A 13224-nucleotide genomic window follows, 5' to 3' on the forward strand; every position below is an offset into this window, starting at 1 on the left:
GGAGAATTTCAGTGCCGAGCATGAAGATAACAAACCAGCGCCAAAGCGTGGCGTCGTCGAGCAAGCTCGATCGGAGGCGATCTATCGCGACGATACCTAGGCGTCGATTGCTCTGGTCAGTTCTGGCGCGACCGTAAAAAGATCACCGACGAGACCGTAGTCGGCGACACTAAAATGGGCGCTTCGGGGTCCTTGTTGATCGCGACGATCACTTTCGAGTCCTTCATGCCGGCGAGGTGCTGGATCGCACCCGAGATACCGACGGCCACGTACAGTTGCGGCGCGACGATCTTGCCGGTTTGACCGACCTGATAGTCGTTGGGCACGAAGCCCGCGTCGACTGCGGCACGCGAGGCGCCCATCGCGGCGTTCAGCTTGTCGGCCAACGGCTCCAGCACCTTCATATAATTCTCGCTGTTGCCCAGACCACGGCCGCCCGAGACGATGATCTTTGCCGACGTCAGTTCCGGACGGTCCAGCTTCGTCACTTCACGGCTCACGAACCGTGACGTGCCCGCATCGGGCGCTGCTTCGAGCTTCTCAACGGCTGCACTGCCGCCTTCGGCCACGACTGCATCGAAGCCGGTCGTGCGTACCGTAATGACCTTGATCGGGTCTTGAGATTGCACCGTTGCAATTGCGTTGCCCGCGTAGATCGGACGCTCGAACGTATCGGGTGAATCGACTGCGGTGATGTCGCTGATCTGAGCGACGTCCAGCTTCGCTGCAATACGCGGCATGATGTTCTTGCCGTAGGCGGTAGCCGGAGCCAGAACGTGCGAATAGTCCTTCGCAATATTCAGCACCGTCGCTTCGATGTTTTCCGCGAGGCCCGCTTCGAGGTGCGCCGCATCGGCCAGAAATACTTTGCTGACGCCCGCGATGTTCGCTGCCGCGTCGGCTGCGGCTTGCGCGTTGTGACCCGCGACAAGCACGTGAATGTCACCGCCGACCTTCTTCGCGGCGGCAATGGTAGTCAGCGTCGCTGCCTTGATCGACGCGTTATCGTGTTCTGCTATTACCAGGCTAAGCAGATTCATCATTTGCCCTGTCTCCGCGTTCTACTTAGATTACCTTCGCTTCGGTCTTCAGCTTCTCGACCAGCGTCTTTACGTCCGGCACGGTCACGCCGGCGGAGCGCTTGGGCGGCTCGGCGACTTTCAGCGTCTTCAGACGCGGCGTGACATCGACTCCAAGGTCTTCGGGCCTGATCGTTTCCAGCGGCTTTTTCTTGGCCTTCATGATGTTCGGCAACGTCACGTAGCGCGGCTCGTTCAGGCGCAGATCCGTTGTGACCACGGCGGGAAGCGTCAGCGACAGCGTCTCGGCTCCGCCGTCCACTTCGCGCGACACGGTCGCCTTCCCGTCAGCCACCACCACCTTCGAAGCGAACGTCGCTTGCGGAAGACTAGCCAAAGCGGCGAGCATCTGCCCGGTCTGGTTCGAGTCGTCGTCGATGGCCTGCTTGCCCAGCAATATCAATGAAGGCTGTTCCTTTTCGACCAGCGCCTTGAGCAGTTTGGCAACCGCCAGAGGCTGCAGGTCTTCGGATGACTCGATCAACACCGCACGATCGGCGCCGATCGCCAACGCGGTGCGCAGCGTTTCCTGCGACTGAGTGACACCGCAAGAAACCGCCACCACCTCGCTGACCACGCCGGCTTCCTTCAGCCGCACCGCTTCCTCAACCGCGATTTCATCGAACGGATTCATCGACATCTTCACGTTCGAGATGTCGACACCCGTGCCGTCCGACTTGACCCGGACCTTCACGTTGTAGTCGACCACTCGCTTGACCCCCACCAGCACTTTCATACCGTCTCCTTGTCATGTGTCGAAGCTGCGCGCGCCGTGATGGGCGAACGGATCATGTCGGCTGCGCGCTCAGCCAGCATCAGCACCGTCGCATTGGTGTTGGTCGAGGTTATCGACGGCATCACCGAGCCGTCGACGATGCGCAGGCCGGTCGTTCCGCGCACCCGCAATTCAGAATCGACGACGCTCGTTTCGTCGTCTCCCATTCGGCACGTGCCAACCGCGTGATACACGGTCGAGCCATTGTCACGCACGTATTGCAATAACGCCTCGTCGGTGTCCGCGTGGCGGCCCGGTACGGTTTCGTCGACGATATAGCGCGCAATCTCGGGCTGCGCGAAGATGCGGCGGCCGATCTTGAGTCCTTCCACCATCGTCTTGCGGTCCACTTCGCTGCTGAGATATGACGGTGCGATCGTCGGCGCTGCCGTGATCTCGCTGCTGGTGATGTGCACGTGCCCACGGCTTTCGGGGCGCATCTGCCAGACGCCGCACGAGACGCCGGGCTCGGACTCCAGCACGCCGATCCGTCCCTCTACGAAGCTGCCTGGCGCGATGACGAACTGCACGTCGGGCCGGGTTGCGAGCAGTGTCTGTGCAAAGCCGCCGACGATCGCCGCGCTATAGGTGAGTACGCCGGTCCCTGACACGACGTAGCGCATCATCTCGCGCGCGAGCGCGAGTCCGTGCGAGCGCTCGTTCGCGGTACCCGCACCCCGTACCCGATAGCCGAGCCGGGCGACATAGTGATCCTGCAAATTGTTGCCGACGCCCGGCAACGCGATGCGTGTTCGAATGCCCGCATTGTCGAGCACGTCCTTATCGCCGATGCCACTCATTTCGAGCAGCCTGGGCGTGCCGATCACGCCGGCGCTCAAAATGACTTCGCGCTTCGCACGAAACTGCATGGCAACGCCTGCGGTCGTCGTCGCATTGATGCCGCTCACGTGCGTGCCGTTCATTTCGAGCCCGGACACCTGGACGCCGGTCACCACCGTGAGATTGAGCCGCGCCATTGCGGGCCGCAGATAACCGCGCGCTGCGCTGGAGCGGCGACGTCCGTCGCGCGTTTGCTGGTAGAACCAGATCGACGGACCGCGCGTGTCGCTGTTTGGATCATCCACGAACTCGAGACCGGCCTTTTGGGCGGCTTGCACGACCGCACCGCAAATCTCCGGCGGATTCTTCACCCGGCTGACCTGGATCGGACCATGCGTGCCGCGTTGCGGACTGTTGCCCTCGGTCCAGGTTTCGGAGCGGCGGTAGAACGGCAGACAGTTGCCGAAGTTCCAGCCCTTGGCGCCCGACTGCTCCCAGCTATCGATATCCTCCGCAAACGGGCGGACATAAAGCAGGCCGTTGATCGCGCTGGACCCGCCGAGTCCGCGTCCGCGCGGAAACAGGATTCCACGCCCGCTGGTCTCGGCGTCGGCCCGTGTGCGATAGCGCCATGTCACGGTTGGATGATCGAGCAATCGTACGAAGCCGGCCGGTACATGAATGAACGGGTGACGATCGCGCTCGCCGGCTTCGACAAGAATCACTTTGACGTTCGGATCTTCGCTCAGGCGGTTTGCGAGCACGCAACCCGCGGTCCCCGCGCCGACGATCACATAATCCGCTGTGTACGATTTCATGACTTCGCTCCGGCAACGGCCGGTTCCCGACCTTCGAGTGTTGCGATCTCCTCGTCCGCGAAACCGAACTCGGCAAGTACTTCAGCCGTGTGTTGTCCGAGCGTAGGCGGCGCACGGCGGTAAGCTACCGGGCTGCCGTGAAAATTCACCGGACTCGCGATGTTCGTTACCCTGCCCGCAAGCGGATGTTCGATCTCGACAACCGCGTGGTTATGCGCGATTTGCGGGTCCGCCGTCAACGCGGTGTGATAGTCCTGCACGATCGCGCATGGCACGTCCGCGGCACTCAGATGCGCCACCCAGTATTCGGCGGTATGCAGCAGAAACTCGTGTTCGAGGATCGCGTCGAGCGCATGCCGGTTCGCAGTCCGCGCGGTGTTGCCGACAAAGCGTTTATCACTCAGCAAGTCTTCGCGGTCCAACGCCCGGCAAAGGTTCTGCCAGAATTTTTCGGTGAAGCAGGCCGCGAAGAAATAGCGGCCGTCGGAGCCCTGATAGTTGCGATACGGCACCATCGTTGGATGGCCGCTGCCGAGGCGCTCCGGCGCTTTGCCGCTTCTTAGCGTCTCGCCGTCGCGCGGGATGGTGCTGAAAAGCGCAGCCGACAGCAACGACGTATCGATGCGCTGACCTTCGCCGTGCCGTTCGCGATGCAACAACGCCGCCGAAATCCCGAACGCGAGCAGCGCAGCCGCGCCGAAGTCCGGCAACGGCGCGCCGAGCCGAACCGGATTGCCGCCGGCTTCGCCCGTCATGTCCATGAGACCCGCCACGGCCTGCACGATCGGATCGTTCGCGGGCCATGCGGCGTAAGGACCGCTTTGTCCGAATGCCGACACGCTTGCATAGACGATCATCGGATTGCGCGCTTTCACGTCCTCGTAGCCGATGCCGAGCCGATCCACCGTGCCCGGCCGGAAGTTTTCGACGACGACATCCGCCTGCTCCGCCATGCGCAGGAATGCATCGCGTCCTTTCGGCGACTTCAGGTCGAGGCGAATGCTGCGCTTGTTACGGTTCTGCGACAGGAACTGGACGCTCTCCCCTTCGACGAATTGGTTGCCGAGATTGCGCGAGAGGTCACCGGCCTTCGGCTCCTCGACCTTGATCACGTCCGCGCCGAGGTCGGCAAGCAGCACCGTACCAACCGGACCCGCGGTCATGACGGTCAGATCCAGAATGCGATAGCCCGACAACGGGCCGACTGGCTTCTTATCCATGATTTGCCGCCTGCGAATGCGATGCGTCCGTGACTTCCGCACCGGGGTAATCGAGCACGTCGAAGGCGAGACGGAACGGGTCGGCCTCACCGCGCGTGATGGTCAATGCGTGACTGAAATGCGCGTCGTCGCGCTCGGGGCAGTCGGTGCGATAGTGGCTGCTGCGCGATTCGCGCCGCTCGATACACGCCTGCACGATGACGTCGGCAGTCGTCGCCATGTTGTCGATCGTCAACGCGTCGATAACCTGCGACGGCGTGGCCCCGCCCCCTGCCGCGAACTCCGCGCGCGCCTCGCGAGCGGCGGCCAACGCGATGTTCAGGCCGCTTTCCGTCTTCTCGACGAGGCAATGCGTCTGCATCGCTGCACGCAGATCGGAGGCGATACGTTGAGCGTCGAACCACGTATTCGGTTTGAGCGCCGTTTCTAGGCGCCCAGCAAGCGGCGCCCCATCGGACGTGCCCGGCGCCGCGCTGCCGCGTGCGAATGCGGCCGCACCCACTCCCGCGCGATGGCCGAAAACCTGACCTTCCGCAAGCGAGTTGCCGCCCGGACGATCCGGACCGCGCACGCCGCCCGCGAGTTCGCCGATCACGAAGAGCCCCTCGATGGTCGACATCGCGTCGGTGCTGGTCATCCGGACACCGCCATTCAGGCATTGAAAAGCAATCCCGACCTCGAGCAGATCACGCTTCGGATCGAGTCCCTTGGCGCGCATCCAGCGCAGGGTGTTCGGAATGGTGGCGGCCAACCGTTCCTCGGCGATGTCGGCGAAAGAGAAGTGCACCGCACCGCGTTCCGTTCCTCTGCCCTGCGCGATTTCCGTTGCGATCGCGATATCGATGTAGCGCGACTCGTTCGAGATCGTGAACGGGAACACTTTCTCGTCCATCGCAGCCTCGGGCGTCACGCCCGCCGGCAGATAGTCCGGGAGGAATTCGTGACCGTCGCGGTTGAGCATCTTCGGATGCAGGATGAAACACGACTTGCTGAAAAGTTGCACGTAAGGGTGCACCATCGCCGGCCCGAACTGGTGGAACTCCATGTTCACGAGTTCCGCGCCGTGGCGGAAGCAGATCGCCTGGCCGTCACCGGTCATCTCCGCTGTCGACACCTGCTGCGAAAACAGGCCGTGCGCGCCGCCCGTGCCAAGCACGACGGCCCTCGCCGAGACCACCAGTAGCCGCCGCGATTCGAGGTCCATCGCAACCACGCCGCTGACGCGCCCCGTCGAATCGCGCAGGAGGTCGATCAGCGCCGCCGGCTGACGGATGTCGACACCGAGCTTTCTGGCCTCGTCCGCGAGCGCGCTCACGAAGGCCTTGCCGGTTTTGCCCTTCACGCCGAGCGCGCGCGCATAGCTGCCGAAGTCGCTGCGGATGAGCTTGTAGCCGTCGTCGACGCGGTCGAACGGCACGCCGAGCTCGATCAGGTCAGCGATGCGCTTCGGTGCGTCCTCCGCCAGAACGCGCACCAGGTCGCGGTCGATGAAGCCGCCTGCGGGACGCATCGTGTCTTCGTAATGCACGGTTGCGCTATCGTCACGACTGCCGTAGCCGGATGCCCCCATGCTCATGATTTCGCTGGCGCCGTGCACCGTGCTGCCACCCTGACCGACCGGCGCCTTGGCCAACATGAGAACCGTCGCACCCGCCTGTGCCGCGGACACGGCAGCACGCGACGCCGCGCCGCCACCGCCGACCACCACCACGTCGGCTTGCGCGTGGTCGACGCCAAAGCCGAATTTCTCCAACGTCCGAACTGCCGTCACGTCTGTCTCCGCTTACGATTTGAGCGCGCGTGCCACGATGTTGCGCTGAATTTGATTGGTGCCACCGAAGATCTGGAACATCTTGGCTTCGCGGTAATGACGCTGCATCGCGTACTCGGCCGAGTAGCCGTTCGCGCCCATGATCTGGATGCCGTCGGTCGCGACCTGCACGTAGGCGTCCGAAGCGAAGTACTTCGCCTGCGACGACTCCACGTCGCAGCTTTCGCCTTCGTCGAGCAGTTTCGCCGCCCGAAACGCCATCAGCCGGGCGGCGTCCACGCGTGTCTGCATATCGGCGAGCAGATGCGACACGGCCTGGAAATCGATGATCGACTGCCCGAACTGTTTGCGGTCGTTCGCATACCAGCGCGCAAGATCGATCGCCGCCTGCGCGCCGCCCACACACATCGCCGACAACGCGATGCGCTCCTTCGACAGCACCGTGGTGAGCTTCTTCCAACCCACGTGCAGGCCGCCCACGACCATGTCTTGCGGGACACGCACTCCGTCGTACACCACTTCGCAGGTCCGGATAGCGTGGCCGCCGAGCAGGTCGATCGGATTGATGGTCAAACCTCTGGATTCCTTCGGTACGAGAAAGAGGCTGATCCCGTCGTGCTTCTTCGCTTCCGGGTTGGTGCGCACCGCGGTCAGGATGTAGTCGGCCTGCAGCGCGCCGGAAATCCACATCTTCGTGCCGTCGAGAATGAAGTCGTTTCCGTCCGCCACGCCGCGCGTCGTCAGCGAGGCGGCATCCGAACCGGAGCCGTTTTCGCTCAATGCAAAGGCAAGAAAGGCACGCCCTTCGGCCAGCTTCGGCAACACCAGGGCCTTGATGTCGTCCGTAGCGAAGCGCGACAGCGCGCCGCCCACCATGTTCACGTTGGCATTCCAGAAGCGCGCGAGCGCAATGGTGTGATACGCGACAATTTCCAGATAAGCGGCCATGTCGAGATAGCCACCAATTCCGCCGTATGCTTCGGGCAGCGTGATGCCAAACCAGCCCTGTTCGGCGGCCACCTTCACGAGTTCCTCTGGGAAGCGCTTTTCTTCGTCGCACTGGCGCACGTATTCCGGCGATGCATGGCGCGTCAGCACGCGATTCACCGAATCTCGAAACTCGAATTGATCGGCATTCAGATAGGGTTTCAGGTCGCGCCGGTTGACCAGATTGCTTGCGTATTCGGGATTCACGATGTCTCCTCCTTGACCGGTCAGGATGCCTTGCGTTGCGCCATCTCTTGTTCCGCTTCGCCGAGCGGAATTGCGCGTAGCATCTGCGAACGCGACTTCGCCCCCGTCATCAGGAACGCGAGGTCCGAGCCGCTGAGAATGAAACGCGCGCCTTTCTGCACGTACGCCGTCATCAGTGCCTCGTCGTACACGCCGCCCACGCCCGGCACCTTGCCGTGCCGGTGACATGCGGCGCAGACGGCGTCGATGGCGGCCGCCACACGCACATGGCCGAGTTGCCCGGTGATACCGAGATCCGCCGCAAGATCGGTCGCGCCCACGAGCAGCACGTCAATGCCGGGCACGGCGGCGATCGCTTCGACGTTCTCGAGCCCTTCGCGGGTTTCGATCATCGCCACGACGAGCACCTCTTCGTTGATCGCGCGGACCACATCGGCGATCGGCAGAGCCTGAAAGCCGACCTGCGGCAACATGCCCGGGATCGACCGTCCGCCGGCAGGCGGGAAGCGGCACATGGCGGCGATTTGCGCGGCCTGTCCGGCCGTACTCACGTGCGGCACCACGATGCCCATCGCGCCGGTATCGAGCAGTCGCGTGGCGTGGAACGGCTCGTGTCCCGGCACGCGGATGATCGGCGTCACACCGCCCACCAGAGCGGCGGCGCAAATCTGCGCGGCGGTGTCGATGTCCATCGAATTGTGTTCCATATCGATGAACAGCCAGTCGAAGCCCGCCGTCTGCGCAATCTGCGCGATGTCGACGGTGCGGGCCTGACGCAGCCCCATGCCGAGTGCCAGTTCACCCGCTGCCAGTTGCGCTTTCGCGTGATTCTTGATGCTTCGCATGATCGGTTCCATTCAGGCGGTGGCGTCGAGCGGCTCGTCGTTCGCCAGTTCGAGGTTGATGAATTTGGTGTCCATGTAGTCGCGGATCGCGTTCGGTCCGCCTTCGCGTCCGAACCCGCTGTCCTTGCTGCCGCCGAATGGCGTCTCCGCCGTCGACGCCACGAACGTGTTGACGCCGACCACGCCAGCCTGCAGACGCTCGGTGGTTTCCAGCGTGTTGCGCATCGAGCGCGTGAAGACATACGCCGCGAGCGCGAACGGCAGCCGGTTCGCCTCCGTGATGACTTCGTCCATCGTCGTGAACGGGGTGAGCGTGCCGACCGGGCCGAACGGTTCGTCGTTCATCAGGCCGATGTGCGAAGCCGGATTGGCGACGAGCGTCGGTTCATAGAACCAGCCGCGACCGGATTGCGCGGGGCGCCGGCCACCGCACAGCACGCTGGCGCCTTCACTGACGGCTTCATCGACGAGACGTTCGATCGCGTCGCGGCGCTTCGACGTGGTCAGCGGACCGAGATCGGTGTTCTGCTCCAACGGATCGCCGACGCGAAGCGCTGTGGAGCGCTCGACCAGCGCTTTCACGGTCTTGTCGAAGATCGATTCATGAATGTAGAAACGTGTGGGCGATGCACAAACCTGGCCCGCATTGCGGAACTTGCCAAGCGAGGCGAGATGCGCAAAAGCGCCGATGTCAGCGTCGCGATGCACGATCACGGGCGCATGGCCGCCGAGTTCCATCGTGACCTTCTTGAGGGTCTTCGCGGACATTTCGACGATCTGCCGGCCGATCGGCACCGAGCCCGTGAAGCTGATCTTTGCCACGCGCGGGTCGGCCATGATCGTCGGCGTAATCGTGTCGGCTTTGCCGATCACCAGATTGACCGCGCCTTCGGGGAAACCGGCATCGACGAAACAGCGCACCAGCGCCATCGTCGCGCCGGCTGCTTCGTTCGATGGACGGATCACGATCGCGTTGCCCGCGGCCAGCGCCGGGCCCATCTTGCGGGCCAGGAGTAGCAGCGGGAAATTCCACGGCGTAAAGGCGGCGACCACCCCGAGCGGCTCGTAATGCACCAGATACCGCCCGCCCTTGACGCGACTTTCGTAAGACATGCCGAACACGCGGCGCGCTTCATCGGCGAACCAGTCGATCGACTCGGCGGACGCATTCGCTTCTCCGCTGGCCTGTGCGATCGGCTTGCCTGTTTCCAGCGCCACGATTCGCGCGAGCTGCGGCGCGCGTTCGCGGATGAGCGTCGCAGCCCGGCGCAGCAGCGCTGAGCGCTCCCAAGGCGTGAGCTTGCGCATGGCAGCTGCGGCCTCGGTCGCGGCGTCGACGGCCTCGGTGACCTGCGCGTGGCTGGCCAGCGGCATGTAGCCCAGCCGCTCTTCCGTCGCCGGATTGATCGAAAGCTGGCCGTCGTCAGCCGTCGCGGCTTGCCATCGGCCTCCGAGCAGTAAGCCGTGCTCGCGGTAATGCGCTTCCAGTTCCATCTGTCTCCTCCTGATAGATATCGCCGATGTTCGCGATGTGTAGGTGCTTTCCCGGGGCGTCCGGTGCATGCACTCTTTTTCTTATAACAACACCTTGACATTGAAGTGTCAACACTTTTAGAGTCTGTGTTAGCAAAACGAGTGCTGCAGTGCGCACTTTACCTAGCCGAGGACCGAAAAAAACGGCACGGGCGCCGCCGAATGCGCCATCCGGCATCTTCCTTTTATGGAGCGAGACGAAATGACTGTGTTTTCCCGTCGCAACTTTCTTCAAACACTCGGAGCCGCCACGGTGGCGGCGGGCACCGGCGCCTTGCCGTCGCTCGCCCGGGCGCAGACAGCGCAGTTCAAGCTCAAGTACGCGAACAACCTTGCGCTGTCCCATCCGCTCAACGTCCGCGCGAAAGAAGCCGCGGACGCCATCAAGAAGGAAACCGGCGGCCGTGTCGAATTGCAGATTTTCCCGAACGGTCAGATGGGCACGGATACCGACATGCTGTCGCAGGTTCGATCGGGCGCCATCGACTTCCTGACGCAAGGTGGCGTCGTGCTGTCGACGCTCGTACCGGTCTCGGCGATCAACGGCATCGGCTTCGCGTTCAAGGATTACAACCAGGTATGGGCGGCAATGGACGGCGAGCTGGGGAGCCACATCCGCAAGGCGGTCTCGAAAGTCGGGCTCGTCGCGATGGAAAAACCGTGGGACAACGGCTTTCGGCACCTCACGAGCTCGGTCAAGCCAGTGCAAAGCCCGGCCGACCTCAAGGGCCTGAAGATCCGCGTGCCGGTCAGCCCTCTCTGGACCTCGATGTTCAAGGCGTTCGACGCCTCGCCCACCAGCATCAATTTCAGCGAGGCGTATTCGGCGCTGCAAACCAAGGTCGTCGATGCGGAAGAGAACCCTCTCGCGCTGATCGAAACCGGACGCTTTTATGAAGTCCAGAAGTACTGCTCGCTGACCGGCCATATCTGGGACGGCTTCTGGTTTCTCGGCAACGCCCGGTCCTGGGACAAGCTGCCGCCGGATTTGCAGACGATCGTCGCGAAACACCTGAATGCGGCCGCGGTGGCTGAACGCGCGGACGTCGCCGCACTGAGCACGTCGTTGATCGACAAGTTGCAATCACACGGCATGGCGTTCAACAAGCCCGATATCCAGCCGTTCCGCGCCTCGCTCCAGAAAGCCGGCTTTTACGATCAGTGGCGCAGGAAATACGGCGATGAAGCCTGGGCGTTGCTCGAAAAGTACACGCAGAAGTTCGCATGAGCGCGGACCATCGAAGAGTTTCCGGAGAGCAAGTCATGACTTCCCGAGTTCATTCCGAGCAGGTGTTCGCCCACGACATCGGCACGCCGAAAGACCGACATGCGACATCGAAGGTCGTGCGCGTGGGCAGCGCACTCGAAACGGCCATCAAGTGGATCACCGAAGTGCCCGCCGCGTTGCTGCTGGTGGCCGAGGTCGTGCTCTTGCTCACCAACGTGACCTGCCGCTACGTGCTGCAGGACCCGTTGGTATGGGGCGACGAACTCGCGTCGATCCTGTTCATCTGGCTGTCGATGCTCGGCGCGGTGGTGGCGTTGCGGCGCGGCGAACATATGCGCCTGACGATGTTCGTCGCCAGAATGTCGCCGCAAAGCCGCGCGTTCGCGGAAACGCTCGGGAATTTCATCGTGATGACGTTCGTACTGCTGCTGGTACGGCCGGCAACCGAGTGGGCGATGGACGAGTGGGTCATCAGTACGCCGGCGCTGGATCTGCCGAACACCGTTTCCGCGGCCGCGATTCCCGTGGCGGCCGGGCTGATGCTCGTGCTCTCCATTACCCGGTTGCTCGAACGCTCGTCGTTGCGCGATTGCGTGAAGGCGGTCGCGCTGGTGGGCGCAGTCGCTGTTGCGCTCTACGTTGCACGGCAAGCGCTCGCGCCAATGACCGCAGTCAGCCTGATTCTTTTCTTTGCCGTCGGCGTGATTACGATCATCTCTCTCGGCGTGCCCATCATGGTCGCGTTTGGCGTGTGCACGTTTGCTTATCTGGCGACTGTCACCGGCGCGCCGTTGTCGATTGTCGTGAGCACCATGAATCAGGGGATGTCCAGCCTGATCCTGCTCGCCGTCCCCCTCTTCATCCTGCTCGGTGCGCTGGTGGAAGCGATGGGGCTCGCCGCAGCGATGATCCGCTTCCTCGCCTCGCTGATCGGGCATAAGCGCGGCGGCCTCGCCTACGTGCTGATCGGCGCCATGTACCTCGTGTCCGGTATCTCCGGGTCGAAGGTAGCGGATATGGCCGCCCTTGCGCCGGGCCTGTTCCCGGAAATGAAAAAGCGCGGCGCGAATGAAGGCGACCTCGTCGCCATGCTCAGTTCCTCGGCGGCCATGTCGGAAACCATTCCGCCCAGTCTCGTACTGATCACGATTGGATCGGTTACCGGCGTTTCGATTGCGGCCCTGTTCACAGGCGGCTTCATGCCGGCCGTTGTCGGCGCGGTAGCGCTGGCGGCAGTCGTCTGGTTCAAAAGCCGCGGGGAAATCCTGCAAGGCGTGCAAAGGGCCTCCCGCGCCGAGATCGGCCGCGCGTTTCTGGTCTCGCTACCTGCGCTCGCGCTGCCCTTCGTCATCCGGGCCGCGGTGGTCGAAGGGATCGCGACCGCCACGGAAGTGGCGACGATCGGTGTCGCTTACACCTGCGCGGCGGGCTTGTTACTGTACCGCCGCTTCGACTGGAGCCGGCTCTATCCTATTCTGGTGGAGTCGGCCTCGCTGTCCGGCGCGATACTGATTATCATCGGTTGCGCAACGGCGATGGGATGGGCGCTCACGCAGTCAGGCTTCTCCGCGCAACTCGCCAGCCTGATGATGGCAGCGCCCGGGGGCTCGCTCGGCTTTCTGGCGATCTCGGCCATTACGTTCGTGATACTCGGTAGCTTCCTGGAAGGCATTCCGGCGATCGTACTGTTCGGTCCGCTGCTGTTCCCGATCGCGCGTGCGATGGGTATCTCCGACGTGCACTATGCAATGGTCGTGGTATTCGCGATGGGACTGGGCCTGTTCGCGCCACCGCTTGGCCTCGGCTTCTATGCGGCGTGCGCAGTGAGCAAGGTCGATCCGTCAACCGCGATGCGCCGCGTCTGGCCTTATTTGGGGGCCTTGGCGGTGGCCCTGGTCGTGATCGTGCTGGTACCGTGGGTATCGACAGGTTTTCTGCAAGCAAAATAAAAGGTATTGAATGGCACAGAAAGGGCAACCGA

General features: G+C 63.1%; 9 protein-coding genes and 1 pseudogene. 2 read left to right on the forward strand and 8 right to left on the reverse strand.

Annotation, left to right across the window (positions count from 1 at the left end; genetic code table 11):
- Positions 1 to 96 precede the first annotated feature (96 nt).
- The 8 genes and pseudogenes from BG57_RS12260 to BG57_RS12295 form a co-directional block, all read right to left on the reverse strand.
- Positions 97 to 1034 (reverse strand): annotated as a pseudogene (locus tag BG57_RS12260) (electron transfer flavoprotein subunit alpha/FixB family protein).
- A gap of 31 nt (positions 1035 to 1065) precedes the next feature.
- Positions 1066 to 1815 (reverse strand): electron transfer flavoprotein subunit beta/FixA family protein, encoded by a 750-nt coding sequence (locus tag BG57_RS12265; RefSeq protein ID WP_035963366.1) that lies wholly within the window; start codon positions 1813 to 1815, stop codon positions 1066 to 1068.
- Positions 1812 to 3452 (reverse strand): GMC family oxidoreductase, encoded by a 1641-nt coding sequence (locus tag BG57_RS12270; protein ID WP_035963367.1) that lies wholly within the window; start codon positions 3450 to 3452, stop codon positions 1812 to 1814. Before BG57_RS12270 ends, BG57_RS12265 begins: the two co-directional genes overlap by 4 nt.
- Entirely contained in the window at positions 3449 to 4672 is a 1224-nt protein-coding gene (locus BG57_RS12275) for a CaiB/BaiF CoA transferase family protein (RefSeq protein WP_035963369.1), read from the reverse strand. The genes BG57_RS12270 and BG57_RS12275 overlap by 4 nt, the downstream gene beginning before the upstream one ends.
- Entirely contained in the window at positions 4665 to 6443 is a 1779-nt protein-coding gene (locus BG57_RS12280; RefSeq protein WP_035963372.1) for an FAD-dependent oxidoreductase, read from the reverse strand. Before BG57_RS12280 ends, BG57_RS12275 begins: the two co-directional genes overlap by 8 nt.
- A gap of 12 nt (positions 6444 to 6455) precedes the next feature.
- Positions 6456 to 7637: an acyl-CoA dehydrogenase family protein gene (locus BG57_RS12285; protein WP_035963373.1), complete on the reverse strand. Its 1182-nt coding sequence runs from the start codon at positions 7635 to 7637 to the stop codon at positions 6456 to 6458.
- 20 nt (positions 7638 to 7657) lie between these two features.
- Positions 7658 to 8482, reverse strand: a complete 825-nt coding sequence (locus tag BG57_RS12290; protein ID WP_052005782.1) for an HpcH/HpaI aldolase family protein — start codon at positions 8480 to 8482, stop codon at positions 7658 to 7660.
- Positions 8483 to 8494: 12 nt separating this feature from the next.
- Positions 8495 to 9976 (reverse strand): NAD-dependent succinate-semialdehyde dehydrogenase, encoded by a 1482-nt coding sequence (locus BG57_RS12295; protein WP_035963375.1) that lies wholly within the window; start codon positions 9974 to 9976, stop codon positions 8495 to 8497.
- Positions 9977 to 10217: 241 nt separating this feature from the next.
- On the opposite strand from BG57_RS12295, the gene BG57_RS12300 reads away from it, so the two are divergent.
- On the forward strand, positions 10218 to 11243 hold the full coding sequence (locus BG57_RS12300) for a TRAP transporter substrate-binding protein (RefSeq protein WP_035963378.1): 1026 nt from the start codon (positions 10218 to 10220) through the stop codon (positions 11241 to 11243).
- A gap of 35 nt (positions 11244 to 11278) precedes the next feature.
- A complete protein-coding gene (locus BG57_RS12305) occupies positions 11279 to 13192 on the forward strand; it encodes a TRAP transporter large permease (protein WP_035963379.1) in 1914 nt (637 codons plus the stop codon).
- Positions 13193 to 13224 lie beyond the last annotated feature (32 nt).

It is taken from the genome of Caballeronia grimmiae (assembly GCF_000698555.1).
GTDB lineage: Bacteria > Pseudomonadota > Gammaproteobacteria > Burkholderiales > Burkholderiaceae > Caballeronia > Caballeronia grimmiae.

Coding starts and splice junctions, on each gene's coding strand:
- BG57_RS12265 (WP_035963366.1), bottom strand. CDS start 1,815: ATGAAAGTGCTGGTGGGGGTCAAGCGAGTGGTCGACTACAACGTGAAG.
- BG57_RS12270 (WP_035963367.1), bottom strand. CDS start 3,452: ATGAAATCGTACACAGCGGATTATGTGATCGTCGGCGCGGGGACCGCG.
- BG57_RS12275 (WP_035963369.1), bottom strand. CDS start 4,672: ATGGATAAGAAGCCAGTCGGCCCGTTGTCGGGCTATCGCATTCTGGAT.
- BG57_RS12290 (WP_052005782.1), bottom strand. CDS start 8,482: ATGCGAAGCATCAAGAATCACGCGAAAGCGCAACTGGCAGCGGGTGAA.
- BG57_RS12295 (WP_035963375.1), bottom strand. CDS start 9,976: ATGGAACTGGAAGCGCATTACCGCGAGCACGGCTTACTGCTCGGAGGC.
- BG57_RS12300 (WP_035963378.1), top strand. CDS start 10,218: ATGACTGTGTTTTCCCGTCGCAACTTTCTTCAAACACTCGGAGCCGCC.
- BG57_RS12305 (WP_035963379.1), top strand. CDS start 11,279: ATGACTTCCCGAGTTCATTCCGAGCAGGTGTTCGCCCACGACATCGGC.